The sequence below is a fragment of the Glutamicibacter halophytocola genome, from assembly GCF_001302565.1.
In the GTDB taxonomy this organism is placed as follows: Bacteria; Actinomycetota; Actinomycetes; order Actinomycetales; family Micrococcaceae; genus Glutamicibacter; species Glutamicibacter halophytocola.
On the sequence record NZ_CP012750.1, the window covers coordinates 3,516,216 to 3,541,920 of the forward strand.

21 protein-coding genes and 1 pseudogene are annotated in these 25,705 nt (G+C 64.3%); 7 read left to right on the forward strand and 15 right to left on the reverse strand.

Annotated elements, in window-relative coordinates; all coding sequences use genetic code 11:
• Window positions 1-13 precede the first annotated feature (13 nt).
• Complete coding sequence (locus AOZ07_RS16240; RefSeq protein ID WP_060702933.1) at window positions 14-1,036, reverse strand: cupin domain-containing protein; 1,023 nt, start codon at window positions 1,034-1,036, stop codon at window positions 14-16.
• Window positions 1,033-2,004, reverse strand: coding sequence for an alpha/beta hydrolase (locus tag AOZ07_RS16245; RefSeq protein WP_060702934.1), 972 nt, complete (start codon window positions 2,002-2,004; stop codon window positions 1,033-1,035). The genes AOZ07_RS16240 and AOZ07_RS16245 overlap by 4 nt, the downstream gene beginning before the upstream one ends.
• Before the next feature lie 115 nt (window positions 2,005-2,119).
• Between AOZ07_RS16245 and AOZ07_RS16250 the strand changes: the two genes are divergently transcribed.
• Window positions 2,120-3,010 (forward strand): LysR family transcriptional regulator, encoded by an 891-nt coding sequence (locus AOZ07_RS16250; RefSeq protein ID WP_186467975.1) that lies wholly within the window; start codon window positions 2,120-2,122, stop codon window positions 3,008-3,010.
• Here AOZ07_RS16250 and AOZ07_RS16255 read toward each other — a convergent pair.
• The 4 genes from AOZ07_RS16255 to AOZ07_RS16270 are packed head-to-tail and all read right to left on the reverse strand — an operon-like array spanning window position 3,007 to window position 7,749.
• Window positions 3,007-4,200 carry an MFS transporter gene (locus AOZ07_RS16255; protein ID WP_060702936.1) on the reverse strand — a complete coding sequence of 398 codons (1,194 nt, stop codon included), beginning with the start codon at window positions 4,198-4,200 and terminating at the stop codon, window positions 3,007-3,009. The two genes, AOZ07_RS16250 and AOZ07_RS16255, sit on opposite strands and share 4 nt — an antisense overlap.
• Window positions 4,201-4,229: 29 nt before the next feature.
• Window positions 4,230-5,891: an amidohydrolase gene (locus AOZ07_RS16260; protein WP_060702937.1), complete on the reverse strand. Its 1,662-nt coding sequence runs from the start codon at window positions 5,889-5,891 to the stop codon at window positions 4,230-4,232.
• Window positions 5,892-5,935: 44 nt separating this feature from the next.
• A complete protein-coding gene (locus AOZ07_RS16265; protein WP_060702938.1) occupies window positions 5,936-6,724 on the reverse strand; it encodes an SDR family NAD(P)-dependent oxidoreductase in 789 nt (262 codons plus the stop codon).
• Complete coding sequence (locus AOZ07_RS16270) at window positions 6,721-7,749, reverse strand: phosphotransferase enzyme family protein (protein ID WP_060702939.1); 1,029 nt, start codon at window positions 7,747-7,749, stop codon at window positions 6,721-6,723. Before AOZ07_RS16270 ends, AOZ07_RS16265 begins: the two co-directional genes overlap by 4 nt.
• Before the next feature lie 177 nt (window positions 7,750-7,926).
• On the opposite strand from AOZ07_RS16270, the gene AOZ07_RS16275 reads away from it, so the two are divergent.
• Together AOZ07_RS16275 and AOZ07_RS16280 are read left to right on the forward strand one after the other, a co-directional pair.
• Window positions 7,927-8,532: a TetR/AcrR family transcriptional regulator gene (locus tag AOZ07_RS16275; protein WP_060702940.1), complete on the forward strand. Its 606-nt coding sequence runs from the start codon at window positions 7,927-7,929 to the stop codon at window positions 8,530-8,532.
• A gap of 25 nt (window positions 8,533-8,557) precedes the next feature.
• A complete protein-coding gene (locus tag AOZ07_RS16280) occupies window positions 8,558-9,883 on the forward strand; it encodes an aspartate aminotransferase family protein (protein ID WP_060702941.1) in 1,326 nt (441 codons plus the stop codon).
• A 73-nt stretch (window positions 9,884-9,956) separates the two neighbouring features.
• On the opposite strand, the gene AOZ07_RS16285 is transcribed toward AOZ07_RS16280, so the two are convergent.
• Both AOZ07_RS16285 and AOZ07_RS16290 read right to left on the reverse strand, forming a co-directional pair.
• Window positions 9,957-11,204, reverse strand: a complete 1,248-nt coding sequence (locus AOZ07_RS16285; RefSeq protein WP_075972525.1) for a family 1 glycosylhydrolase — start codon at window positions 11,202-11,204, stop codon at window positions 9,957-9,959.
• A 57-nt stretch (window positions 11,205-11,261) separates the two neighbouring features.
• The gene (locus AOZ07_RS16290) at window positions 11,262-12,572 is read right to left on the reverse strand and encodes an MFS transporter (RefSeq protein WP_060702943.1); all 1,311 of its coding nucleotides are present in this window, start codon (window positions 12,570-12,572) and stop codon (window positions 11,262-11,264) included.
• Window positions 12,573-12,714: 142 nt separating this feature from the next.
• Here AOZ07_RS16290 and AOZ07_RS16295 point away from each other — a divergent pair, with 142 nt between their 5' ends.
• Window positions 12,715-13,305 (forward strand): TetR/AcrR family transcriptional regulator, encoded by a 591-nt coding sequence (locus AOZ07_RS16295; RefSeq protein ID WP_060702944.1) that lies wholly within the window; start codon window positions 12,715-12,717, stop codon window positions 13,303-13,305.
• Between the two features lie 60 nt (window positions 13,306-13,365).
• Entirely contained in the window at window positions 13,366-16,011 is a 2,646-nt protein-coding gene (locus AOZ07_RS16300; RefSeq protein ID WP_060702945.1) for a family 78 glycoside hydrolase catalytic domain, read from the forward strand.
• Here AOZ07_RS16300 and AOZ07_RS18555 read toward each other — a convergent pair.
• The 5 genes and pseudogenes from AOZ07_RS18555 to arsB form a co-directional block, all read right to left on the reverse strand.
• Window positions 16,010-16,195 (reverse strand): annotated as a pseudogene (locus AOZ07_RS18555) (IS481 family transposase); the annotation flags it as partial. The gene AOZ07_RS16300 and the pseudogene AOZ07_RS18555 overlap by 2 nt on opposite strands.
• 206 nt (window positions 16,196-16,401) lie before the next feature.
• Window positions 16,402-17,865, reverse strand: a complete 1,464-nt coding sequence (locus AOZ07_RS16305) for an amino acid permease (protein WP_060702946.1) — start codon at window positions 17,863-17,865, stop codon at window positions 16,402-16,404.
• A gap of 1,407 nt (window positions 17,866-19,272) precedes the next feature.
• Entirely contained in the window at window positions 19,273-20,685 is a 1,413-nt protein-coding gene (locus tag AOZ07_RS16315; RefSeq protein ID WP_060702948.1) for an FAD-dependent oxidoreductase, read from the reverse strand.
• Window positions 20,686-20,721: 36 nt separating this feature from the next.
• Entirely contained in the window at window positions 20,722-21,135 is a 414-nt protein-coding gene (locus tag AOZ07_RS16320; protein ID WP_060702949.1) for an arsenate reductase ArsC, read from the reverse strand.
• 14 nt (window positions 21,136-21,149) lie between these two features.
• Window positions 21,150-22,274, reverse strand: a complete 1,125-nt coding sequence (arsB, locus tag AOZ07_RS16325) for an ACR3 family arsenite efflux transporter (protein WP_060702950.1) — start codon at window positions 22,272-22,274, stop codon at window positions 21,150-21,152.
• 73 nt (window positions 22,275-22,347) lie between these two features.
• On the opposite strand from arsB, the gene AOZ07_RS16330 reads away from it, so the two are divergent.
• Window positions 22,348-22,719 carry an ArsR/SmtB family transcription factor gene (locus tag AOZ07_RS16330; protein ID WP_060702951.1) on the forward strand — a complete coding sequence of 124 codons (372 nt, stop codon included), beginning with the start codon at window positions 22,348-22,350 and terminating at the stop codon, window positions 22,717-22,719.
• Window positions 22,720-22,734: 15 nt separating this feature from the next.
• Here the strand turns inward: AOZ07_RS16330 and AOZ07_RS16335 are convergent, their stop codons facing one another.
• The gene (locus AOZ07_RS16335; RefSeq protein ID WP_060702952.1) at window positions 22,735-23,232 is read right to left on the reverse strand and encodes a GNAT family N-acetyltransferase; all 498 of its coding nucleotides are present in this window, start codon (window positions 23,230-23,232) and stop codon (window positions 22,735-22,737) included.
• Window positions 23,233-23,275: 43 nt separating this feature from the next.
• A complete protein-coding gene (locus AOZ07_RS16340; protein WP_060702953.1) occupies window positions 23,276-23,665 on the reverse strand; it encodes a helix-turn-helix domain-containing protein in 390 nt (129 codons plus the stop codon).
• 186 nt (window positions 23,666-23,851) lie between these two features.
• Between AOZ07_RS16340 and AOZ07_RS16345 the strand changes: the two genes are divergently transcribed.
• Entirely contained in the window at window positions 23,852-25,372 is a 1,521-nt protein-coding gene (locus AOZ07_RS16345) for a SulP family inorganic anion transporter (RefSeq protein ID WP_060702954.1), read from the forward strand.
• The last annotated feature ends 333 nt before the right edge of the window (window positions 25,373-25,705 follow it).

Consider the following 25,705-nt stretch of genomic DNA (forward strand, 5'->3'; position numbering starts at 1 on the left):
TGCAGGAGCGAGCCTAAAGCCCCGGTGCGAGTGTGCGCTCTGGCGGCGGGCCAACGACCTGCAGGTCCAGATCCGGGTTGGCCTGGATTCCCGCGATCACGGTCGAGGGGTCGACCAGCCCTTCGGAATACACCGGGGCATTGGTCGGCTCGGAGGTTACATCGAAGAACTTCTCGAACACCCCGCCGGTGAGCAGCCCGAGCATCTGGGTATTGTGCGCGCCGATGGCAAAACTGTGGATCGTCCCGGCCGGCGCGTGCAGGAAATCGCCAGCGGTCAAGAGCACTTCCTGGCCATTGACCCACAGCCACACCCGTCCGGAAAGGCAAACGAAGTTTTCGGTATGCAGCCGGTGGAAGTGGCGGATGATGTAGGGCTGCACCGCGGCCAGCGTATTCACCGCGAAGTAGCGTCCACCGGTGTTGGACGGCCGGGCCAGATAGCTGTTCAAGGCATCGGGCCAGGCCCGATGCTCGCCACCCCCGGCGCTGAGGAAATATCCGCCGCTGCCCTGTGGCAGCTCCAGCGAGCCGGCAGCCTCCACACCTGGCGGGAACTGCAGGTCCGCCGCGCTGAGGGAATCCATGGTGAACAGATGCTTCTCGGTGCGCGAGCCGCCACCCAACAGGTCGGCGAGCGCGCCACCGGGTGCGCTGAACAGGAAGATCCGCGTCATGTGGCTCAACAGCCGATACTCCAGGGTTTCGCCCGGAGCCACATGGAATGAATCTCCTTGCACCAGGATGCGGGTGCGTCCGGCAATGGTGGCTTGCACGCTTCCGTCAACAACAAAGAAGGAACGCTGCACGGCGTCCAGCGCGGAACCAGCACCCTGTGCGCCAGCGGGCCCCAGGATGAAGGCCGCTTCGAAGAGCCCTCCAGTGTCCTGGGTTCGGGCAACCACGGTCACGAGCTGGCCGCCAACCTCATGGCGTTCGCCTTCGCCCGAAGCCACATAATATGGCACTGGTTCGCCGGGCAGGGCATTGATCACCGGGGCGAGCGCGTGAATGCGCTCCAGGTCGATCTCGGTCATGGTGAAACATCTCCTTGGTCAGTGGACGGATGCGGCGGGCAAGCCGCCAGGTATGTAGACAGGAAATTCTCGATGGCATCGAATCCGAACGAGGTTGCCCGGGGCTCTGGATGACTGGTGTCCCTGAGCTCGGCCACGGCACGAACCTCGGTTTCCAGCCGGCCGTCGTCCATGACGGCGGCCAATTCGACATCCAGTCGTCCCGGAGGGTTGATGAATCCGTGGCGGTAGCCTTCCAGCAAATACAGCTGCGCATGAATTGAATGGGATTTCAGGCGCTGATAAAGCATTCCCGAGTGGATTGGCGGAACCAGCGCATCGGAGGTGCCGTGGCAAAGAAGGAAGGGTGGCGCCTGGTCCGAGACATGGTTCAGCGGGTTGGCGGCGCGGGCCTTCCTGGAGCCTGCTTCGGTCTGGGGATCCAGTGCCAGCAACCGTCCCTCAGGAGTCTGGTCCCAGGACCACCCGGCTGGCCGCTGGGCAATGATCAGCTCAAGGTCAACCGGCGGGTAGCAGGCCACCACACAACTGACCCGGGCATCTTCTGGCGCGCCGGCAGCGGTCGAGGAGGCCTCCAATGAGGCCAGGGCGGCCAGATGGCCGCCGGCCGAAGCACCCCACAACCCGATGCGCTGGCCATCAATCCCCCACTGCGCACCCTGCGTGCGCAGGTGGCGGATCGCAGCGATCACATCATCGAGCTGGGCGGGGAAGGCCGCCTCGCCCGAGAGCCGGTAGTCAATGGACGCGAAGGCGATGCCGGTACGGCTGGCGATAGCCGCCAGATCGGGGGCCAGGGTGCGGTCGCCGGTAAACCAGCCGCCCCCGTGCAGCCATACCACCACCGGAACGGGACCGGCATCGGTCAAGGGAATATGCAGGTCGAGCAGCTGCGTGGCGCCGTTGCCGCAGGCGTATTCCAACGCAAATTCGCTGCGTACCGGATAGCTCGATGAGTGGGAGGTCATGGATTCAACTTTCGTGGATACCTACGTTTGCTGGCCATCAGGAAAAACCGAATCATCCTTCGGAAATCTCGAAGCAACAGGTCAACGCTCGCTTCACTTGCGCTACAGTCGAAGCGTGGACCTAACCCTGCACCAATTGCGCTGTTTCATCGCGGTGGCCGATACCCTGCATTTCGCCCGTGCCGCGCAGCTCTTGCACGTGAGCCCCTCCACGCTCAGCGGGCAGATTTCCACGTTGGAACGCCAGCTGGACCGCAAGCTCTTTGAACGCAGCCCCCGGGCGGTGCTGCTGACCAGCCATGGACAGGAACTGGTGCCGCTGGCCCGCGAGGCCCTGGATGCCGCTGAACGCATTGCCCTCTGGTCCCGGGCGCCGAAGGATCAGGTGGTGCAGATCGGCACCCCGGCCTCCAGCGCGGGTTTGCGTGCCATCCTGCAAGCTGCCGCCGCTCAGCTGCCCCGGGTGGACTTGAGATTGCGGCCCAGCGGCTTCACTGGAGGATTGCGCGCGCTCAGCACCCGGCAAGTGGACTGCGCACTGCTCTTCGATCTGGATCCCAATGCGCAGTACGCAGGAGTGCAAACCGCATTCCTGTGGTCCGAGGAGCTGGTCGTGGCCCTTCCCGAAGGGCATCGGTGCGCCAGCCAGGACCGGGTGGACATTGCGGATCTGTTAGGCGAGACGCTGATTGGCCCAGCCGTTGACGAATCGGCAGATGAAACGCCCCGGCCCGGCTGGTACGAGACCATAGATCCCTTGCTGCCACTGCGCTGCTCCGTCAAGTCGCTGGTGGACTCGGCGGATGAGGCCATGGAACTGGTGGCGGCAGGCATCGGGTTGAACATCGCCGGCTCCTCGGTCATTTCCTCGTATACCCGTCCCGGGGTGCGTTTCGTCCCGCTGGAAACCGGGCACCGGGTCTCGGTCCTGCTCGCCACCCGCGACGAGCAGCCCGCGTCCGAGGTTGCGGCCTTCCTGGAGGTTGCCGCGAGGACCGTGGCTTAGGACGCCATCGGCCCCACCGGGCGGGACTCGGATTCTTCCAGTGCGGCTGCCCTCGCGTCCGATGCGCGGAAGACCACCACGGAGCTGATGACGGCCACACCCAGGATCACCAGGGCAACGCCGAGCATGGTGGCGAAGCCCCCAGTGGCCTGGATCAAGCTTCCGGCCAACAGCGGGCCGATGGCCAGGCCACCGCCGATCACCAGATTGGCCGCATTCATCACTTGGGCTCCGCCCACTCGGGAGACCTCGGCGAGCAGGAACGGAAGCAGCCAGCTCCAGGCGATCTTGAAGAGCACCGCGGCGGCCACGAAGCGCAGCAGTCCCGGAGTGCCGAAGAGGCAGGCGATGGAAACCGCCATGACTGCGAATCCGGCCAGGACAAAGTATTTGCCGAATCGGTGCTCGCCCACCAGCGTGCTGGACAAGGAGGAGAGCACCCCGAAGATCGTGGCGATGCCGATCAGGCTCGACGCGGAATCCAGCGTGATCCCCGAACCGATCGCGATCTGCGCCGTGAAGGTCCATACGCCGCCCAAGGCCACGTAAAAGCAGAGCACCGCCAGCAGCGCGCAGCCCAAGGGCAGCAACCGGGCCCTGGCCGCTGGCTGATCGCTGGCCGCTGCCTGTAATTCATCGCCCTTCACACAGGCGATGCAGCCCAGGCACAGGGTGGCCAGCACCGCCAGGGTCAGGTAGACCGCGGCCACCGGGCGTTGCGCGTAGATCAGCGGGAACAGGAACAGGATCACCGCGCCCATGGCCAGCTGGCTGACCACGAACAGCCCGTAGGCCCGGGAGGGATTGGCTGCCTTGGCGCTGAGCGACAGGATCACCACGATCACCGATCCGGCGGCAAAGGAAGTGAGGGCCCGAATGCCCAGGAGCATGGCGAAGCTGCCGGCCACGGCCGAGGCCACGTTCCCGGCGGCCACAACGGCCAGGCACCAAAAGGTCAGCGTGCGGATATTGACCCGGCGCAACCAGAGGAAGGCGGGCACCGTGGCCAGCGAGAAGCAGCCGAGTTCCACGGAGGCGATCAGGCCCACCTGCGCTGGTTCCAGGCCCAGCTGGGCGCTGAGCTTCGAAGCCAGCACCGGGGCCACCAGCAGCACCGCGTTGAGCACGGCGGAAATGGCGGCGATATAGATGTAGATCCTGCGTTCTGCGGTGTCAGTGTTGGAGGACATGGAACCTATGCTCCTGTGATCTGGCGGCGCTAGCCGCGTGCTGAAGAGGTTTGCGCCGCATAGACGCGGCGTCCGGCGAAGTAGGTGGACTCGGGGCGCAAGTCGACGAGCTGCTGGACCGGGACGGCCATCGGGTCGATGGGCAGCACCGTGAAGTCGGCGGACTTGCCGGTTTCGAGGCTTCCGGTGACATCGGCCAGGCCACAGGCCTCCGCGGCCGCCCGGGTGTAGGCGGTCAGCGCCTCGGCGATAGTCATCGCCTGCTCCTCCCACAACGCTCCGGGGAAGGAACCGCTGGGATCCTTGCGGGTAACCAAGCCATAGATGGCCGGCCAGGGGTTGGGGCTCGGCGCCACCGGCCAGTCGCTGCCGGCGGCGATGCGCGCCCCGTGCTCGAGCAGCAGGCGGTTGGGCTGCACCCGGGAAGCCTGGGGCTCATCGAGGACCTCGTGGAAGGTTTCGGTGATGACTCCCGGATACCAGATGGCCGGGGAGATATCGGCCGATACTTCCAGCTCGGCGAAGCGTGGCAGGTCGTCGGGGTGGATGAACTGCCCATGGGCCACCTGGTATCCGACCCCGGTGAATCCGGCGGCCCGCACCTGGGCGACGGCGTCGAGCACCGCGCGCACCGAAGCATCTCCGGTGCAGTGGATTTTCGCGCCGATCCCCAGCTGCGCGGTACGCAGCAGCCAGCCGGCCAGCTTGTCCTGGCTCATGGTCATCCTGCCGTGAGAACAGGGGTCGGACTCGGTCGTGCCCTTGTAGGGGTCCAGGAAGGCGGCGGTGCGCGTGGGCGGCACCCCGTCGAGGAAGATCTTGATATAGGTGGGCCGGTGGTGTTCGCTGGCGGTATCCGGCATGGACTCGATAACTGGTTGGCCCACTGGCTCGTAGCCGAAGATGAACTCTTCGACGGGTGTGGAGGAAACCACCCAGGCATTGAGCTGTCCGGCCGTATCGAGCCGGTGGACCGCCTGCATGATCTGCATCGATGTCGCCGCATCCTGGAATCCGGTGATGCCGAAGGCGTTGCATTCGGCCACGCCGCGGGCGCTGGACTCGATGAGCTTGTCCAGCTCGAAGGGATCCAGGCGTTCCTTGGCCTTTTCGGCCATCATGCCCGCTGCTTCCACCAGCCACCCCGTACGATTGCCCTGCGCGTCGCGGCAAATCTGGCCGCCAGCCGGGTCCGGCGTATCCCGTGAGATTCCTGCCAGCTCGAGTGCCAGGGAATTGGCCCAGCGGTTGTGCAGCGAGTCATCGGTGAGCAGGACCGGATGCCCAGCGCTGGCTTCATCCAGCCGGGCAAGGGCCTGCGCGGTGTTCACCTGGTCGATGAGCCCGGACCCCACCGAACCGCCGGTGAGCCAGGCGCCCCGGGGCAATTCGGCGGCCTCTTTTGCGATCTCGCTCAGGATCCCGCCCAAGCTGGCGGTGGGCGGGATGCAGAAGTCGAAGAGCTCCTTCTTGCCGCCTTGCGCGTGGTGGATATGGGCGTCGATCAGCCCGGGCAGGACGGTGCGGCCACCCAGATCCACCTCCTGGGCTCCGGCGGCCAGCAGGTCGCGGGCGGCATCGCCAAGGGCTGCGATCCGGCCGCCGGACACCGCAAAGGCATCCACGGTGGTGAGGTTGGCGTCCATGGTGTGGATCGTGGCATTGGTGTAGACGAGGATATGTTCGCTCATGGGTGCTCCAGGAAAGTCGGGTCGGAATTCAGGCAGGGCAGCATTCAGGACAGGGCATCAAAGGAAATAGTGGGCAGATCCACCATGTGGGCGCCTCCGTCGGCCACCAGGGTGGCCCCGGTGATGTAGCTGGAATCGGGGCCGAGCAAAAAGGCGATGGTGCCGGCGATCTCCTCGGGGTCCGCCGGACGTCCCAGCGGCACATGCTCGGTGACCTTGGCGTAGGCTGCCGAACGGCCTTCCAAGCCCATGGCCGCGCAGAGCTCGTCCATTTCGGCGTTGGCCATGTCGGTGCGCACCCACCCGGGGCAGATCGCATTCACCCGCACCCCATGCTTGCCGTAGTCGCGGGCCATGGAACGTGTCAGCCCGATCAGGGCATGCTTGCCCACGGTGTAGCCGGCCACCGAAGGGCCGGCGGCGATGCCCGCCAGCGAGGAGATGACGGCGATCCGGCCCCGGGTGCGGGCCAATTCCGGCAGTGCCGCCCGGCAGAGCTTGAAGGCTGTGGTCAGGTTCGCGTCCAGGCTCGTGGCCCAGGACTCGTCATCGGTGTCGACCACCGTGGAGAAGCCGTGTCCCCCGGCATTGGCGAGCACCGCGTCAAGACGCCCGAAGCGGTCCAAGGTGCCACCGACCACTTCCTGGACGCTGGCGGTATCGGTCATGTCACCGGCCAACGCCACCGCTCCGATTTGCTCGGCGGCCACGTTCAGCGGGTCGATCCGCCGGCCGGTCAGGACCACGCGGTAGCCGTCGCGGGCCAGCCTGCGCGCTGCCGCCAGCCCGATGCCTGTTCCCCCTCCGGAAATCAATGCCACCGGCGAGCTCATTTGCCGCCTCCCAGGACTGCCGGGGTGGCGCCTGCAAGGTGCGCTTCGACGAGATCCATGACCACCGGAACCACCATGCGCTCGATGAAATCGGCTTCCTCGTCTCCGTGCCGTTCAGCGGCCCAGCCCAGATAGGTCAGCCCGCGGCCCAGCAGCAGGTCGTCCCAGGCATCGAAGAATCCGGCCGGCACATCTGCGCGCTCGGCCAGGTAGCCGGCTTCCAGCCCCCGGCGGTATTCGGCCAGCCGGGGGTGTGCGGAATAGAAGAACAGGACCGTGGCCAGATCAAAAAGATGCCAGCCGGTGCCGAAGTCGTCAAAGTCGATCAGCACCGGGCCAGCGGCGCTGACCAGGACGTTCTCCGGGGTCAGATCCGCGTGGATGACGCCGAAAACCGCCTCGTTCCGGCTCAGCTTTCCCAGCCGGCCATGCAGCGAGAGCATGGCCCGGCCGATCTTGGCCCGCTGCTCCGCGTCGAGGCAAGGCAGCTTGGCCGGATCGCCCCACAGTGGAGCAGCGCCAGCCAGGCCCTCGTGGTCCCAGGTTCCGCGGTCGAAGCCCGCCGGGATTCCGATGGCCATGGAGGCCAGATGCAGTTTGGCCAATTCCTTGCCAAGCTCCTGGAAATCCTTGCCACCCAGCGCATCGGAACCAGCCAGCGCCTCGGAAATGTCGCCCATGGGCGAGGCTTCGGGGATCCAGTGCTGCAAATCGATCACCACGGTGTTCCCGTCCTCGATCTCCACGGTGCAATTGAGCTGCCCATCCAGGGCGCGGATCAAGCGCGGCACCGACAGCCCGCGCTCTGCCAGTTCCATGAGGTAGGCCGCCTCGGTGGACAGCTGTCCGGCGGTGCGATAGCCCAGCCGATGCAGCCTGGCCGCGTAGCTGGACCCCTGGCCTGCATCAACACGGAAGACGTGGTTCTCCCGGTACTTCACCAGTTCCAGATGCGCGGTGCTTGGAATCCCGTAGCGGGGCAGGACTTTTCGTAGTGCGGCTTCGGCACGGCTTGGTGAAATCATCGGCTCTCTTCCTGGCGGCTTTATTTGTGACCGTGGTCATACACTAGTAAAAAGTTGTACATCGTGTTTGTCAACTGAACACAGTGTTCAATTTTTTACTTTTTATGGTTATGCTGGTGTCCAAGGGCGGTGCCAGAAGAGCTGGCCCCGGGATGACAAGGAAGCAGGAGCGGGACAATGATCGAAGAATTGCCGGCCATGAGCCAGCGCGAGCGCAACCGCGTACGCACCCGGAACGACATCCTGGATGTCGCGGCCCAGCTGCTCGGCGACGTCGGCTATTCAGGCACCACCTTGCAAGAAATCAGCAAGCTTGCCGGAGTCGCTCGCGGCACTGTCTACGCTTATTTCCCAGCGGGGCGCGATGAAATCGTGCGCGCCGTCTACCTGCGGCTTGCCGACGAGGTGGTCCAGCGCGGCAATGCGCTCCATGCACAGGCCGAGGGGCTGGAAATGCGCATTCGCGCCCTGGCCCGCGCCCTGACCGAAGCCAGCGCGGACCCCAAGGGGCGGTTCTACGGCATCATGGGCGCGGATCTGGTTCCGGTGCTGGCCGGAGTGACCGGAACCGCTTCCCGATCTTTTGAGAATTTCATCCGCGATGACCTGGTCATGGCCCTGCATGAGGGGCTGCTGATTCCCGGCATCGACATCGAGGCACTCACCGTGGCGCTCTCCGGCGCGCTGCGCGCTTCGGGCAGCCGCGCGGCCGCGGACCCCGAGAGCGTCGAAGACCAGATCAACGCCCTGGGCGCCCTGGCGCGCGGTTTGATCACTGCCTGAACATCACCTTCCGAAAGGACCTGCCATGACTGAAATCGCCCAGAACTCCCTGCTTTCCGAACCCACAGCCGCCCTGATGGCCCGTCGCGTGGCAACTATCGGCCCGCACTCGCCGCTGTTCTATAACACGCCGCTGGAGCTGGTGCGCGGCGAGGGAGCGTGGCTGACCGATGCGCAGGGACGCACCTACCTCGATGGGTACAACAATGTGCCGCATGTCGGACATGCCAACCCGGTAGTGGCCGATGCAGTGAACCGGCAGCTGCGCACTATCAACCTGCACACCCGGTATCTGAACCACATGGTGGTCGATTACGCCGAGGCACTGCTGGATACTTTTAACGGCGAATTGGACCGGCTCTTTCTCGTCAACAGCGGCTCCGAAGCCAACGAACTGGCATTGCGCATAGCCCGCCAGCACACCGGGAACCGGGGAATCCTCGTCTCGGATTTCAGTTATCACGGGAATACGAGCTCGCTGGCGGAACTCACCACCGGACTGGAGGTCCACGAGGAGTTCGGGTCCCATGTGCGCGCGGTGCGAATCCCGGATGCGACCGGAATGGATGCACAGTCCGCAATGGCCCTGCGGGACCGGGCGCTGGCCGAGGTCGACGCGGCGATCGCCTCGTTGCAGGAGGCCGGGCACGGGATCTCGGCATCCCTGCTCGACCCCATTTTCTCCACCGAAGGCCTCTTGAACGTACCGCCCGGATATATCGAAGGGCTTGCACAACGGGTGCAGGCCGCCGGGGGCCTGTTCATCGCCGATGAAGTGCAGTCCGGGTTCGGCCGGCTTGGCAACCACATGTGGGGCCATCAGCTGTATGCGATCAAGCCGGATCTCGTTACCCTCGGCAAGCCAATGGGCAATGGGCACCCGATCGGAGCGGTCATCACCACCGAAGCGCTGCTCGATGAGTTCGGTGGCCGAAACATGTACTTCAACACGTTCGCCGGCAGCCCGGTGTCCTCCGCCGCGGGGCTCGCGGTGCTCGGTGAGATGCGCGAGCGCCAGCTGATGACCCACGCGCGTGCCACGGGAGAATTTATCGCCGATGCCATGCGCGAGATCGCAAAGAGCAGTCCCCTGATTGGCGCGGTGCGTGGCCAGGGCCTGTTCTTCGGCTACGACATTGTGCGTCCCGAGGCTCCCGGCCAGCCCCATCCGGTGGCCGCCAAGCAGCTCATTGAACTCATGAAGGACAAAGGCGTGCTGATCAGCCGCATCGGCCGGGACGACAATGTGCTCAAGATGCGCCCGCCGATGGTTATCGAGCGCGAGCAGGCGCAGCTGCTGGTGGATCGGCTGGCCGAGTCGGTCGCAGAAATCACCTCCGGATTGTCCTAGGACAGGAAGCGGGCCGCGTCCGCTCGGCCCCGGAAGCCAACACTGGCCCCGGGGCGCGAGCCGCCGCCCTCGCCTAGGAAGTCACCGCCATCTTCGCTTGCGCCTGGCGCACCGCCCGGGCATAAGCCATGGCACTGGGCTTCAGCGTGCGCTCCAGGGTCTTCCGGTCGACTTCCAGCAGGCCGAGCTTGGGACGGTAGCCGAAGATCCACTCGAAGTTGTCCATGAGCGTCCAGTGGCAATAGCCAAGCACCGGGGTGCCGGCGGCTATCTGCTGTTCCAAGGCAGCCAGGGCCTGCGGAATGAACTGCGAGCGCAGAGAATCATCGTCAATCTGGATTCCGTGCTCGGTCACCAGCACCGGCACCCCAGAGACCTCATGGGCATAGCGGACGGCCCCGGCGAGCGAGCTTGGATCAACCACCGAGCCCATGCCATTGCGCTGGCCCTCTAGCTGGACCTCGCCGTCTGGCCCGTGGAGGAAGGCCTCATAGTTCTGCACGCCAATGAAGTCATCCTCCCGTGCCACGTCAAGCCAGTGGTCGTAGACGGCCGCGCGCCGGGCATCCCTGCGGGATTCTCCCCCGGGCAGCGCCCGCTCATCGGCAATGGCAATGGAAATCCCCACCGGCACATCGGCCCGGCGCGCCTTGATGGCCGATTTGGCCATGCGGTGGGCCACCGTGAAGGCCTGTTGGAAGTCATCCTGGACATTCGAGGGGATGGCATTCGAGGCAAAGTAGCTGTCGGTGCCGGCTGCTTTGGCAGCCGCTTGGAGCATCTGCCGCTTGATCTGCTCCGCTTCCGGGGGCAGCTTCCCGCCGGCTTGCAGGAGCTGTTCCAGATTCGGTTCATTGATGGTCACGGCCGCAGTGAGCCGGTCCCCGAGGCGCTGCATCACCCGGTCCACCTGGTCGGCAAAACGCTGTGCCGCGTCCTTGGCCAGCCAGGAACCGGCGGCCGAGAACCAGTGCGGCGAGGCAAAATGGTTGAAGGTGGCCAGCGGGGCGAGCCCGCGCTCAAGGGCCGCATCCACCACCGCTTCGTAGTGGTCCAGCTCCTTGCCCACAATGGTGCCGCGCTCGGGTTCGATGCGGGCCCATTCGATCGAAAAGCGGAATGCGTTCAGGCCCAGGGCCGCCACCTGGTCGAGGTCGGATTCGTAGCGCTCATAGGCACCGCAGGCACGGCCCGAGGGCTCGCTGAACAGCGTGGGCTGGATGTTTTCGAGGAACCAGATGTCGCTGTGCTGGTTGTTTCCTTCGTTCTGGTGCCCTGCGGTGGCAACGCCCCACAGGAAATCATCGGGATAGTGGCTCATTGTCAAAGTGCCTTTCGAATGTCGGCGGATCAGGTGGAAATGGGGTGCTTGCCGAACCTAGCGGGCTCCGCGCACAAAGAGGATCGCGAATCCTCCAATAATGCTGGCCATGGCCCCGGCAAGGAATAGTGCCGAGAAGTTCGGCCCCGCGCTGGTAGCGCCGATGGCCAGCAGGACCGGGGCGAGCGCCGAGACAATGGTGACGGGAAGGTTATCCGCGATCTTCAAGATCCCCAGGTCCTTGGCCGGGTTGGTCTTGTCGGGCAGGATCTGGGTGGCCAGCACCAGCTCCACCGCGAAGTACACGCCCTGGCCCAGTCCCACTACGGTGCAGGCCACCAGGTACATGGGCAGGTTCGATGCTGTTGATGCCAGCACCAGGCCGAGGCCCAGGATTACTGCGGCGGCCAGGATGAACGGCTTGCGCACTCCCAGCCGGTCGCTGATCCGGCCGATTAACGGGGCGACCAGCATGGTGATGCCGGCGTTGAGCATCACGGTCATGAGGATCGCGGTTCCCAGCGAGGACGGTTCCAGGTGCAGGCGCTGGAGCATGTAGATGGCCTGGTAGCCGTTCAGCGCGGCCACCCCGGAGAAAACCAGCATCCGCGAGGTGAAGACCCAGGCGAAAGCGCTGTGCCGGATCGGGTTGACCCAGAAAATCCCCAGCAGCGCCGCTGCGGTGCTGCGCGGGCGGCGCTCGGGATGCCGCAGATCTCGCACCTTGAGGGCCAGGGCGAGCAGGCTGAGGACCGCCAGCGCGGTGGGAATACCCACCAGCGGCACCAGATTGTCGCCGAAAGGCACCGCGACCGCCATGCCGAACAGCGCGCCCAGCGGGGTGCCCATGCTCAACAGCGCGGTGGCCGGGCCGCGGCCGTCTTCAGGCAATTGGTCGGTCAGCAGCGCAATGACGCTCACGTTCGCGGTCACGAATCCAAAGGTGATCACCAGGTGCGCCAGGACAAAGAGCGGAACAGTGCCAGCCGCGACCAGCAGCACGCCGCCAACGGAAAAAGCGAGCGCAGCCAGCAGCAGGAACGGCCGGCGGCGGCCCCATCGCGAACGCGACCGGTCGCTGAGCGCACCAACCAGTGGCAGCGCGAGCAGGGTGAGGACCCCTGCCACCGCGCTGGAAATCGAGATGGTCGTCGTTGCCGTCGCGGCATCCAATTCCGTGGCTTTCAGGGTGAGCGTAAGCAATGCCGCAGACATCTGCGCGGCGCCGGCGCCCACCATGGCGAGCACGAGCAAAAAGACCAATCCCCGGCGCGATGAAGCGGGTGGCGGAAACTGGTTCCCGGTGATGTCGGGGGCAGATGCGTCGGCCGTAGCAGAGGCCGATTGCCGCTGGGTTGGGTGTGTCATGGTGAGGTTTCCTTAACCTGAGGGGCCATGGAGATGGCCTGGAGAGCACCGAATAATCCCGCGCGGTCGGTGATGCAGATCACTGTAACACGAAAACTTAAAGGGTTACATGTTTTCGTGTGATCGCTGATACAGTGCAGTTATGGCAGGCACCAGAGGCACATACCGCAAGACCGCACAACGCCGCGAGCAGATCCTCGAGGCGGCGTTCGCCATCTTCGCGAAGAACGGCTACGCCGCAAGCTCCGTCAACGAAATAGCCCGGGCCGTGGGCATCACCCAAACCGGGGTGCTGCACCATTTTGCCGGAGGCAAGCTCGCCCTGCTCACCGCGGTGCTCCAGCAGCGAGACGCCCTGGCCGAAGAGAACCTGCGCGGGAAAACCGGCCGGGAGTTCCTGGCCGCCCTGGTGGAGATTTCCCGCGTCCAGGCCGGCCAGCGCGGCGTGGTACAGCTCTATCGCAACCTCTCCACCGAGGCGGTGGACCCCGAGCACCCGGCGCACAACTACTTCCGCGAACGCCTCGGCCGGATCATCGAGGCCGTCACCCAGGCCTTCAGCGAGGTCCTGGCCGAGGACGGGCTCAAGCCCGGCATCGAGCCGCGCGCCGCGGCCCTGAATACCCTGGCCATGACCGAGGGGCTCGAAACCCTGTGGTTGCAAGGCCTGGACGTGGATATGGCCGAAGGCATCCGCTGGCACATCAACGGCTTCCTGGCCAAGCCCCTCTAGTCCGCCGAGCGCCCAGTCTTTTTTTGCGCCATCGCGCACCTGATCACCCAAGGAAACGACATGACCTTCCGCGTACGCCCCGTCACCATTGAGCACCATCGCGAACCCCTGGGAATCGGGGAATCCGCGCCGCGGCTCTCGTGGATCACCGACACCGCCATCCCCGGATGGTCCCAGCGGGCCTACGAAGTGGAGATCAGCAATCCGGTGACCGGAGAACTGGAACGAACCGGCCAGGTCATCTCCACGCAGCAGGTCCTTGTCCCCTGGCCGGGCGGCACGCTGGCCTCGCGGGCATCCCGCGCGGTGCGCGTTCGCGTGTGGGGAAAAGACCCCGATCCCTCGCCGTGGAGCGAGCCAACCAGCCTGGAAACCGGGCTGCTCGATACCTCGCTGTTCTCGGCCCAAGCGGTCAGCCCGCAGCTTCCGCCCACCGGATCCGAGGGAGAACCGGCGGCGCTGCTGCGCGGTGACATCGACCTCTCGCAGCAGGTGGCAGAGCACGGGCGGATCCTCTCCGCGCGGCTGCGCGCCACAGCCCGCGGCGTGATGACCCTGCACCTCAACGGCACCACGGTGGGCAAGGATGCGCTGAACCCGGGCTGGAGCTCATATGCCAAGCGCCTGCGCTATCGCACCTGGGATGTCACCGGGATCCTGCACCCCGGGGCCAATGCCCTTGGCGTGCACCTGGCCGATGGCTGGTACCGCGGGTTCCTCGGCTTCTCGGGGCTGCGCGGGCTCTACGGGGACACCACGGCGGCCTGGGTGCAGCTGGAAGTGCTCCACGCCGATGGCAGCTATTCGCTGGGCGGAACCGACGGCACCTGGCGCAGCATGCTCGGGCCGGTCACCCGGGCCGATATCTACAAGGGGCAGAGCACCGATACCCGCCTCCTGCAGCACGGCTGGGACGAGCCCGGGTTCGACGACAGCGCCTGGACACCGGTCACTGTGCAGGAGCTTGATCCAGCTGTCCTCGTCGCCCCGGATGCCCCGGCGGTCCGCGAAACGCAGCTGGTCCCGGCGATCGGGCAGCTGGCCAGTCCCTCCGGGGCCACCCTCGTGGACTTCGGGCAGAACCTGGTCGGCCGCCTGCGGGTCAACCTGCCGGCCGCGGCGGCCGGGCAAACAATCACCTTCCGCCACGCCGAGGTGCTGGAAGATGGCGAGCTGGGCGTCCGTCCCTTGCGCGCGGCCAGCGCCACGGATGAGGTCATCCTCAACGGCGAGGCCATGGTGTGGGAACCAGAGTTCACCTTCCACGGCTTCCGCTATGTCCAGGTCGACGGGTGGCCCGGCAAGCTGGATCTCGACGCGCTGAAGGCCGTGGTCCTGCACACCGACATGGTCCGCACCGGGGACTTCAGCTGCTCGGATGAGCAGCTGGGCAAACTGCATGAGAATGTCGTGTGGAGCATGCGCGGCAACTTCCTCGATGTCCCCACCGATTGCCCGCAGCGCGATGAGCGGCTGGGCTGGACCGGGGACCTGATGGCTTTCGCTCCCAGCGCCGCCTACCTCTACGACTGCTCCGGAATGCTCACCGGATGGCTGGCGGATCTCTCCGCCGACCAGCACCCCGATGGCAATGTCCCGGTCTACATCCCGTGGGTGGATGTCGATCCGTCCATGCCGCCGCTCGGTGCCGAGGCCGGCTGGGGCGATGCGGCGACGGTTGTCCCCTGGACGCTCTACGAGCGCTACGCCGACCCCGGGATCCTGGAACGCCAATGGGACTCGATGGAAGGCTGGGTCGCGGCCATGCTGCGCCGCGCCGGAGACCAGCTGGATTTCGCCAGCGGCGGGTTCTCCTTCGGCGACTGGCTGGATGCGGCCGCTCCGGATGACCAGCCGTGGGCGGCGCGACTGCCCTGGCAGGCGGTGGCCACCGCCTATCTTGCCCAATCGGCGCGGATCATGCGCGACACCGCCCAGGTTCTGGGCCGGGCCGCCGATGAGCAGCGCTATGCAGGGCTCTTCGAGCGCTGCGCGCAGCGGTACCGGGAAGAATACGCCACCCCGAGCGGGCGGGCCGCCTTCCCTTCGCAGACCGCCTATGCGCTGGCGATCCGCTTCGGGCTGCTGGCCCCGGAACAGCTGGAGCATGCCGGCAGCCTGCTCGCGGCCCAGGTGGCCGAGGACGGCTTCCACATCGGGTCCGGATTCCTGGGCACCCCGCATATTTGCGATGCGCTGGTGCAAACCGGCAACGCCGCCACCATGTGGCGCCTGCTGCTGCAAACCGAGTGCCCCTCATGGCTCTATGCGGTGGGCATGGGGGCAACGACCATCTGGGAGCGCTGGAACTCCCTGCTGCCCGACGGGTCGCTGAACCCTGGTGGCATGACGTCCTTCAACCACTATGCCTTCGGCGCCGTGGCCGACTTCCTGCACCGGCGGGTCGGGGGCCTGGCCCCGGAAGCTGCCGGCTACCGCCGGCAGCGCATCGCTCCGGTGCCAACCAGCGGCCTTTCCTGGGCGCGCTCCGAGTTGCACACCCCGTACGGCCTGGCTTCCTCGTCGTGGACCCTTGAGGAGGGAGCCTTCGAATTGGAGGTCCTGGTTCCGCCCTCCACCTCGGCGGAGGTTTTCCTTCCCGATGGCTCGGAACCAATAGTCGTGGCTGCGGGGAAGCACCGCTTCTCCTGCGCCTTCCAGGAACAGGAAGCGGCTCGCAGCGCGCAAGCCTTTGACACGGTGTAGCACCGTTATCGGCGGTCACCGCGGTCACGGCAATGCCCGCTGCCGCAAAGAAACCTCTGGCTCGTTCCCAGAACCCGGCCGCGGTGTTCTTCTTCTTGTCATTGAGGATCTCGGAATAGGCCAACCTCGACTGGCCATCGACCGCGTGAAGCCGCGGCGCCCCGGCAGCCCTGTGGCCTGCTCCAGATGCGCCGCTTTGGGCATCCGGCAGCGGATCAGGACCCGTTCGACAGCGCTACGGGCACTGCTGGGGGCGCGAGGTGCTGGCGTCGAGGGATTCGGTGGCGTGGGACATGAAGACCTCCGTGCACGATGGCGAGTGTGGTAGCCCGCATCCTGCCGGAGGTCTTCGTCATTCCCTGGTATTCACAACGTCCCGGGGAACTGCACCTAGCGGTCGCTGATCAGCTCGCTATCGGTGCCGTCGTTGATCGCCGTGGCAGCTTCCGGCGTGCCACGCTTCTTCAGGTTCTTGCGCACCAGCGGCCAGAAGGCGACGAGCACCACGGTGGCCAGCAAGCTGGTCCATACCTGGGTCCGGCCGCTCTCGGAGCTGAGCATGACTCCCAATACGCCCGCGATGGCGGCAAACAGCAGAATGTTCAGCCACGGGTGCAGCCACATTTTCAGCTTCAAGGCCGCAACCTCTTCGGCCGTCATCTTCTGGCGCAGGCGCATCTGCGTCAACGAAATGAAGACGTAGACAAACAATGCCACCAGGCCAGCGGAGTTCATGATGAAGTCGAAGACTCCAGAATCGGGGGCAGCGAAGTTCACGATGGTCGCGATCACCGCACCGCTGGTGGAAGCCACCAGCGCCCACAGCGGGACGCCATTCTTGGAACGCCGGGCCACGAGCTTGGGGGCAAACCCCTGATCAGCCAGCGCGGCGAACATGCGCGAGGCGGAATACAGACCAGAGTTGAGCACGGAAATCACCGCAGTGAAGATGACCAACTGCATGATGACCGCAGCTCCCGGCAAGCCGAGCAGCTCGAAGACCTTGGTGAACGGGGCAGCGGCCACGTTCACTGGTTCAGGCAGCTCGTCCCATGGAATCACCATGGTGATGATCAGTACGGCACCGACGAAGAAGAGCAGGATACGCCAGATCACCGTGCTGGTCGCCTGCTTGATTCCCTTGGCCGGATCTTCCGACTCAGCCGCTGCCATCACAGCGATCTCAGTGCCGAAGTAGGAGAAGATCACCAGTGCCACACCGGTGAGCGCCACCCCAAACCCATTCGGGGCAAACCCGCCATGATCCCACAGGTTGCTGACCGAAATTTCGGTATCAGGCCATAGGCCCAACGCGAAGAGCAGGCCAGCGCCGAGGAAGACCACGATGGCCAGGACCTTGATGCTCGCCAGCCAGAATTCGACCTCGCCGAAGGTGCGCACCGAGATTGCGTTGGTCCCGATGAAAATCAGGATCAGGACCAGCGACCAGGTCCAGGCTGGAAGGAAAGCAAACCACGAGTTCAGGGTTTCACCGCCAAGCACCGCTTCGTAGGCGAGCACCCCGACCCAGAAATACCAGTACAGCCAGCCCACCAAGTAGGCGGCCCAATTGCCCAGCCCCACCCGGGCGTATTCCATGAAGGAACCAATCGTCGGGCGTGCGGCGGCCATCTCTCCGAGCATCCTCATGGCAAGGAATACCAGCAGGCCTCCGATGAGGTAGGAGATAATTGCCGCTGGCCCCACCGAGCGGATGACGTTGCCCGAACCGACGAACAAGCTTGCGCCGATGATTCCGCCGAGGGTAATCATCATCACGTGGCGCGAGCGAAGCTGCTTGGGCTCCGCCGTTGTTCCGGTTGGGGTAGTGGAGGGTTCTTGTGTTCCTGCCATGGTGCCTCACTAGAGAAAATTTCAATCTGCACGCGTAGTTGCAATGATTTTTCGTACGGTTCAGCTTAAACGCCGCGCTTTGAGCGAAGAAATTGTGTGTCCTCGGCCTGTGCACCGTTCGCCGCTTGGGCTGCTTCTGCCTTGTCGACCCCGGAGGCCAAGGGCAAGCGGCTGCGCTGGGACCGGCTGTCTACAGCCGATAGCCGAGTAGGCGTTGACAGGGCCAGCGCTCGAACCGTGAACTGCCTTTTCCAGTCCGGCATGAGGCGTTCACGTCTATCGTCAAATTCCGGTCAATCCGTTTCTGGCATACAAGCTACGAGTGCAGAAGCGTGTCCGCCCGCAGACGATTTTGCCTTCAGTTACTGCACCCTCGCTTCGGCCGTTTGCACAACCGGTTGAGGCGCCAACGACAGTCGAGACACCCCTAGCTAGCCTTAAAGAAATAACCCCGGTCGCTTCATGGCTCAAGGCCAGAGAGGCGGTTCCGGGGACTACAAGAACTATTGTATCCGATGATTTGGAGACGTCCACTGTGAGTGCCAGATACGATCCGCGGTCATTGCGTCCTCACACTCACGCTCTTCAAGCCGCTATCACGCCTACTCGTATGGCCTCATACTTGGCCACTGCAATGAATGACATGGAGCTGGCGCAAGCCCTCTATGTTTGGGACCGAGACGTGTCCACGGCCCTCCTAGCCGATGTTGCCCTACTGGAAGTGGCACTGAGAAATGCGCTCAACAAGCAACTCGTTCTGGCTTTCGGCCCCGACTGGTACCGCCAGGACATTGGGCTAGATGACCGCACACGCAACGCCCTAGCCTGGAAGAAGCTGCCTCACGGGAAGAGAACACTTGACGATTTAGTCTCTCGGCTGATGTTTGGTTTTTGGCGTGACCTGCTCAGCGCTGGCGGATACCTAGGTCGCGAACCTCAACGCTTCCAATGCGACTATGAGAAGTTGTGGAGGTCAGCTTTGCACCTCGCATTCCCGGGCGGGAAAGCTATTGCAACCGCTGAGGGCGGTCGCTTCACCAGAACGTGGACCCTTGAAATAGTCTCCCTGGTCCACGCCACTAGAAACCGGGCTGCGCACCATGAACCATTTATTACGGGTTTCCCGCTTCCCGGACAGCATTCAAGAGTAACGGTCGAGCATGCCTACTCTGCATCACTGAAACTTGCAGGCCTTCTCGACCGAGACCTTGCCATAGCTCTCGCTTCGTTGTCGTCCGTTCCTTCTGTTCTGAGCGTCAGACCAGTGCCTAGCGGCGCACTATCGGCCACAGCAGACCTGGATCCAGAATCCAACTCCCGGCACATCGAGTAGGCAAGCCCCGCAGCGGACCGCGGAAAACCACCGAGCTTTAGGTGCGGATCCATTTCAATCGCGGGGCAGGATGCCTAGCACTTCGGAAATTCGCCAACCAGCTGCGCATTGCCGTGCAGCGTTCCGGTCGGTAGCCCGAACGCCACCGGCTGCGGCCCGCTGCAGCACGATGATGTTTCCTCCTGCGCCGGAGCATCGCAGGACCCGCCCAGGTCCGTGGAGCAGACGCCCGTTTCCGGCAACTCCAGTTCCACCCGCTCCGCAGCTTGGGCATCCCCGGAAAGAGCAGCGGCGATCGAACGCACCTGCTCATAACCGGTAGCCATCAAGAAGGTAGGCGCCCGGCCATAGCTCTTCATGCCAACAATGTAGAAGTTCTTCTCCGGATGGGACAACAGCTTCTCGCCGTGGGCGCTGACCGTGCCGCAGCTATGGAATTCCGGATCGATCAACGGACCCAGCTGGCGCGGGGCCTCGACGCTTTCATCCAGATCCAGGCGCAGTTCCGAAAGCATTGACAGCTCCGGGCGGAAACCGGTGGCCGCAATGATCCGGTCAACTACCAGCTCCCGGCCATCGGCCAAGGACGCTGCCAGTTGCTCACCGGACTTCATTGCTGCCACACCCACATTTTCCAGCAGCTGCACGTTGCCGTTCTCCACCAGGCGGCGCAGGCTGGTGCCCAGCTGGCCTCGTGCAGGCAGCTGATCTGCCGCGCCTCCGCCGTAGAGGCGTATCGGGTTGGCCGCCCCGCGCAATCCCCACAGGATGGAGGTGTCCGGGTATTTCTTCTGCAAGCGTCCCAGGGCAATGATGGTGTTGGCCGCTGAGTGCCCGGCACCGAGCACCAGCAGCGACTTGCCCGCCAATTCCGGCTCGTCGGCACCCAGCGGATCAGGCAGGCCGCCCAGGATGAAACCGCGTTCGCGGGCTTCGGCTTCGCCAATGGCTTCAATGCCGGCCCGGCCTACTGGGCTGGGCTGGTTCCAGGTGCCGCTGGCATCCACCACGGCCCGGCCGACCACATCCACCTGGCCGCCAGCGGTTTCCGCGCGCACCAGGAACGCTGCCTCGTCGCGGCCGGCGGTGCGTGCCTTGTCGGCGCCGCGGCCGTCTTCCAGCAGGCGGCTGACCTTCAGCACGCGGTGGCCATAGCGAATGCGCGGGGCCAATTCCGGATGCGCCGCCAAGGGCTGCAGGTACTCGCGCACCAGCTCGCCGCCGGTGGGCAGCTTGGTGGGCCGCGGTGCTTCCCAGTCCCCCGCATAGTCCCCGCTGGGTGATTCCAATAGGCGCTGGGCGGCGGCATCGATATTGAAACGCCAAGGAGAGAAGAGCTTGATGTGCGCCCACTGTTCCATGGCCGCGCCGGCCTGCGCTCCTGCTTCCAGAACCAGCACTTCCTGCCCGCGTTCGCGCAGGTGGGCCGCGGTGGCCAGGCCAATGGGCCCGGCGCCAATGACGATCACAGGATAGGTCGGGTTCATGGAACACTCCTCAGCTAGGAAACAACAGGTCGATGGTTAGTTGGCAGGCAGCAGTTCGGAGATCAGGGTTTCGATCCGGTTGTGGATCTCATCGCGGATCGGGCGCACTGCGTCAACACCCTGGCCTGCCGGGTCATCCAGCTTCCAGTCTTCGTAGCGCTTGCCGGGGAAGATCGGGCAGGTATCTCCGCAGCCCATGGTGATCACGACGTCGGATTCCTTCACCGCTTCGGTGGTCAGGATCTTCGGGGTCTCCGACGACATGTCGATGCCTTCCTCGGCCATTGCCTGCACAGCGGCAGGGTTGACCGAATCCGCTGGCGCGGACCCCGCCGAGCGAACCTCAATCCGCCCTTCGGAAAGGTGCGAGAGGTAGGCTGCGGCCATTTGCGAGCGGCCGGCGTTGTGGATGCAGACGAAAAGGACGGAAGGTTTTTGCGTGGCAGTCATGGTCGAGTAGTTCCTTAGGCTGAAGTGGATAGGGCCGGGGAGGACGGGAAGAATTTGCGCGACCACAGGGCCACATAAACCAGGGCCACGAGGATCGGCACCTCGATCAGCGGGCCCACCACCCCGGCCAGAGCCTGGCCGCTGGTGGCGCCGAAGGTTGCGATGGCCACGGCGATGGCCAGCTCGAAGTTGTTGCCGGCGGCGGTGAAGGCCAGCGTGGTGGTGCGCGGGTAGCCCAGCTTCAGGCCGCGGCCGATGAGCATGCCGGCGCCGAAGACCACGACGAAGTAGGTCAGCAGCGGGATGGCCATGCGCAGCACATCCAGCGGCTTGGAGATGATGTTATCCCCCTGCAGGGCGAAGAGCAGCACGATGGTGAACAGCAGCCCGTACAGTGCCCACGGGCCGATCTTGGGCAGGAACTTTCCTTCATACCACTCCCGGCCCTTGGCCTTTTCCCCGAGGGTGCGGGTCAGGAAGCCGGCCAGCAGCGGGATGCCCAGGAAGACCAGCACCGAGGCGGTAATGGCGGCGACGGAGAATTGCGCGCTGGTGGTTTCCAGGCCCAGCCAGGATGGCAGGACCTGCAGGTAGAACCAGCCCAGCGCACCGAAGGCGATGACTTGGAAGACCGAGTTGATGGCCACCAGCACGGCGGCCGCCTCGCGGTCCCCGCAGGCCAGGTCATTCCAGATGAACACCATGGCGATGCAGCGGGCCAGGCCCACAATGATCAGCCCAGTGCGGTATTCGGGAAGGTCTGCCAGGAAGATCCAGGCCAGCACGAACATGAAGGCCGGGGCCAGGATCCAGTTGATCACCAAGGAAGTGATCATCAGCTTCTTGTCGGCCAGCACGCGACCGGTTTCGTTGTAGCGGACCTTGGCCAAGACGGGGTACATCATCACCAGCAGTCCAATGGCGATGGGCACCGAAACACTGGCGACGGTAAAGCGGTCCAGCAGCTCGCCCAGCTGCGGGAAAATCCGTCCCAGGCCCAGGCCAGCGGCCATGGCCAGCAGGATCCACAGGGCCAGATAGCGGTCCAGGAAAGACAGCTTCTGGGCTACAGGGGCAGTATCGGGCACAGGCGCGGCTGTCACTGATTCATCACTCCAAAGATAGACATCGACGAACATCGATGTCTCGAGTATGATTACATATATCGACGTTTGTCAATCTCTTAACGGAGCACCCCAGAGAGCGCGAGACATGAGCACGCATACCTTAAACGAACCGCCAGAGCAGGCCGAAAGCATCGACGCGCCATGCTGCGTTCCGGCGCAGGGCGAGGGCATGCTGCAGCTGGAGGAAGCCGAACTCCTGGCCGCTCGCTTCAAGGCCTTGAGCGACCCCAATCGCCTGCGCATCCTCTCGATCGTCTCCTCGAACCAAGACGCTGAAACCTGCGTCTGCGACCTGCCCGAGCCCCTGGGACTCAAGCAGCCCACCGTCTCCCACCACCTGAAAATCCTGGTGGATGCGGGAATCCTGCACCGCGAAAAGCGCGGCGTATGGGCATATTTTTCTGTCGTGCCAGGAGCACTGGAATCACTGGGCTCCACATTGCTGCCCAAAAACTAGGTTTGCCTTGCAGGTTCAGAGGCGCAGCTCGTAGAGACAGGTATCCATCCACTGCCCTGCCAGCGGCCCGGCCGCGACTTGGGCTATCCGTTCCCGGAAACCCACTTCCCTGAACCCGAGCTTGACGTGCAGATTCCGGCTGGCCTCATTTTGCGCGATAATCGCCGATTGCAGCATCCAATAGCCCTGCGAAGCAGCCTTGCCAATGAGTTCTTCCAGCAGCGCCCGCCCTATGCCCTGGCCAGCAGAGTTCGGATCCACATAGATTGAATGCTCGATGACCCCGCGATAGGCATGGCGCGCTGAAACCGGCGCGGCCGCAGCCCAGCCGAGCACATGCCCCTCCAGATCCACGGCAACCAGTGACAGTGCGGGGATTTTCCCGCCAAGGAATGACTCCCGGGTGGGGATCTGGGATTCAAAGGTAGCCAACCCGGTCGCGATTCCCTGTCTGTAAATGCGCGAGACATCCTGCCAATGGCTTTCGGCCATGACGGTTATCTGGATTTCCATGCCTCTCAACTCCCCACGGTGTTCCCTGCCCGCTGACCGGGCGCTACTTGGTACGCAGATCAGCGATCAATGAATCCGCACGCTGCAGGTTCAGTTCCAGCTTGTCCCGCTTGGCGCTGGCTCGCTGGATATAGTCATCGAGCTTGGCCCGCGCCGCGGCGTCCTTCGGGTTACCGGCGAGCGCGTCTACCGCGTCAAGCAATTCACCCATCTCTTCGAGGCTGAATCCCAGGGGCTTCATCGAGCGGATCACCAGCATGCGCTGCAAGTCCGAATCGCGGTATATACGGAAACCGCCTTCGCTGCGGGTGCTGGCCGGAAGCAGCCCCACCTCGTCGTAGTGGCGGATGGTCCGGTGCGAAAGCCCGGTGGCCTCAACCATGTCCCCAATATGCATCGAGCCGCCTGCGTGCCCCGTTGCCGATTCGTCCATGCCGTCCTCCAAGTCCTGAATTTAAACCCTACCCTTACGTTAGGTTAGAGTTAAGCGGGATGATTCATGCCAGCCTGGCGCCTTTCGAATCATCCGCGGCGCAATGACGCGCACCCCAAGAATTCTACGCAACCCCAGCGTTCCTCCGCCTTTACCCGCCCGCCCTGCATCGAAGGGAGCTCTTCAATGAGCCCAATCACCAATTCGGAGGCGTCAGCCCTGGCTCCGCTTGAACGCCAATCCGTGCTGCGCACGCTGAAATCCCCGCGCCTGCTCAAGACCGAGGTGCTCGGCGGGCTGGTGGTGGCCCTGGCCCTGATTCCGGAGGCCATTGCCTTCTCCATCATTGCCGGCGTGGATCCGCGCATCGGGCTGTTCGCCTCCTTCACCATGGCGGTGTCCATCTCCTTCTTCGGCGGCCGCCCCGCCATGATCTCGGCCGCCACCGGAGCCATCGCGCTGGTCATCGCGCCCCTGGTCGCCAGCCACGGCACCGACTACTTCATCGCCGCGGTCATCATGGCCGGGATCTTCCAGGTGCTGCTGGCACTGCTGGGCGTGGCCAAGCTGATGCGCTTCATCCCGCGGCAGGTGATGGTCGGTTTCGTCAACGCGCTGGCCATCCTGATCTTCCTGGCCCAGGTCCCCGAGCTGCTCGGCGTCCCATGGCTGGTCTACCCGCTGGTGGGCCTTGGATTGCTGATTGTTTTCGGCCTTCCCAAGCTGACCACCGCAATCCCAGCCCCGCTGGTGGCCATTGTGGTGCTCACCGGGATCACCGTCCTCGCCTCCGTGGCCGTGCCCACCGTGGGCGACAAGGGCCAGCTTCCCGAGTCCTTGCCAAGCGTGTTCATCCCCCATGTGCCACTGACCTTCGAAACCCTGCAGGTGCTCTTCCCCTATGCGCTGGCCATGGCCTTCGTGGGCCTGCTCGAATCCCTGATGACCGCCAAGCTGGTTGATGATGTCACCGACACCCACTCGAACAAGACCCGGGAATCCTGGGGCCAGGGCGCGGCGAATATCATCACCGGATTCTTCGGCGGCATGGGCGGCTGCGCGATGATCGGGCAAACCATGATCAACGTGAAGGCTTCCGGGGCGCGGACCCGGATCTCCACCTTCCTGGCCGGCACCTTCCTGCTCATCCTGGTCGTCGTGCTCGGCGACGTGGTGGCGTTGATCCCGATGGCCGCGCTGGTCGCGGTGATGATTTTCGTTTCCATCGCCACCTTCGACTGGCACAGCATCCGGCCCTCGACGCTGCGCATGATGCCCAAGAGCGAAACCACCGTCATGCTCATTACCGTGATCTTCACCGTCGCCACCCACAATCTCGCTATCGGCGTCGGGGTCGGAGTGCTCACCGCCATGGTACTCTTCGCCAACCGGGTGGCCCATCTGGTGACAGTCACCCGCAGCATCGAGGAGCACTTCGAAGAGAAGATCGCCAAGTACGTGGTCAACGGCGAACTGTTCTTCGCCTCCTCCAATGACCTGTACTCGCAGTTCAACTACGCCGAAGACCCGCAAAATATCGTCATCGACATGTACAACTCGCACCTCTGGGACGCCTCGACCATCGCGGCCCTGGATTCGATCACCGGCAAATACGAGAAGTACGGCAAAAATGTCCAGATCGAAGGGCTGAACCAGGCCAGCTTGAAGATGCGCGAGCGCCTGGGAGGAAAGCTCGGCGGGCACTAGGCCGAAAGGCTTGGCCCGCAGAAAAGTCGGGCCCGGGCTGACATCCGAGACGGTGCATTGCCTGGGCTCCTGGTGCGAGGTCCATCACCGTACGAGGGACCTCCGCATGAAACGGCGAGCGCCCTTTCCTTCACGCTGAGCGCAGCACGCCGACTCGGCATCAATCAAGATGGTGCGCCCAGCCTCGCTAACCTGTTGCCAGCGCGCGGTTTTAAGATTTTCCAGGCAGCTTCAATGCTGGGGCCCGAGACCGCAACGGCTTCGCGTGGAGCCATGGCTTCCATGACACAACGGTTCCGATAGGCCAACCATTGCGTAAACGATCAAGAAGCA

Excerpts from the sequence above, each read along its gene's own strand:
- AOZ07_RS16315 (WP_060702948.1), bottom strand. The coding sequence starts at position 20,685 with ATGAACCCGACCTATCCTGTGATCGTCATTGGCGCCGGGCCCATTGGC.
- AOZ07_RS16270 (WP_060702939.1), bottom strand. The coding sequence starts at position 7,749 with ATGATTTCACCAAGCCGTGCCGAAGCCGCACTACGAAAAGTCCTGCCC.
- AOZ07_RS16300 (WP_060702945.1), top strand. The coding sequence starts at position 13,366 with ATGACCTTCCGCGTACGCCCCGTCACCATTGAGCACCATCGCGAACCC.
- AOZ07_RS16295 (WP_060702944.1), top strand. The coding sequence starts at position 12,715 with ATGGCAGGCACCAGAGGCACATACCGCAAGACCGCACAACGCCGCGAG.
- AOZ07_RS16335 (WP_060702952.1), bottom strand. The coding sequence starts at position 23,232 with ATGGAAATCCAGATAACCGTCATGGCCGAAAGCCATTGGCAGGATGTC.
- AOZ07_RS16340 (WP_060702953.1), bottom strand. The coding sequence starts at position 23,665 with ATGGACGAATCGGCAACGGGGCACGCAGGCGGCTCGATGCATATTGGG.
- AOZ07_RS16245 (WP_060702934.1), bottom strand. The coding sequence starts at position 2,004 with ATGACCTCCCACTCATCGAGCTATCCGGTACGCAGCGAATTTGCGTTG.
- AOZ07_RS16345 (WP_060702954.1), top strand. The coding sequence starts at position 23,852 with ATGAGCCCAATCACCAATTCGGAGGCGTCAGCCCTGGCTCCGCTTGAA.
- arsB (WP_060702950.1), bottom strand. The coding sequence starts at position 22,274 with ATGTTCGTCGATGTCTATCTTTGGAGTGATGAATCAGTGACAGCCGCG.
- AOZ07_RS16285 (WP_075972525.1), bottom strand. The coding sequence starts at position 11,204 with ATGAGCCACTATCCCGATGATTTCCTGTGGGGCGTTGCCACCGCAGGG.
- AOZ07_RS16260 (WP_060702937.1), bottom strand. The coding sequence starts at position 5,891 with ATGAGCGAACATATCCTCGTCTACACCAATGCCACGATCCACACCATG.
- AOZ07_RS16320 (WP_060702949.1), bottom strand. The coding sequence starts at position 21,135 with ATGACTGCCACGCAAAAACCTTCCGTCCTTTTCGTCTGCATCCACAAC.
- AOZ07_RS16290 (WP_060702943.1), bottom strand. The coding sequence starts at position 12,572 with ATGACACACCCAACCCAGCGGCAATCGGCCTCTGCTACGGCCGACGCA.
- AOZ07_RS16305 (WP_060702946.1), bottom strand. The coding sequence starts at position 17,865 with ATGGCAGGAACACAAGAACCCTCCACTACCCCAACCGGAACAACGGCG.
- AOZ07_RS16255 (WP_060702936.1), bottom strand. The coding sequence starts at position 4,200 with ATGTCCTCCAACACTGACACCGCAGAACGCAGGATCTACATCTATATC.
- AOZ07_RS16240 (WP_060702933.1), bottom strand. The coding sequence starts at position 1,036 with ATGACCGAGATCGACCTGGAGCGCATTCACGCGCTCGCCCCGGTGATC.
- AOZ07_RS16275 (WP_060702940.1), top strand. The coding sequence starts at position 7,927 with ATGATCGAAGAATTGCCGGCCATGAGCCAGCGCGAGCGCAACCGCGTA.
- AOZ07_RS16330 (WP_060702951.1), top strand. The coding sequence starts at position 22,348 with ATGAGCACGCATACCTTAAACGAACCGCCAGAGCAGGCCGAAAGCATC.
- AOZ07_RS16265 (WP_060702938.1), bottom strand. The coding sequence starts at position 6,724 with ATGAGCTCGCCGGTGGCATTGATTTCCGGAGGGGGAACAGGCATCGGG.
- AOZ07_RS16280 (WP_060702941.1), top strand. The coding sequence starts at position 8,558 with ATGACTGAAATCGCCCAGAACTCCCTGCTTTCCGAACCCACAGCCGCC.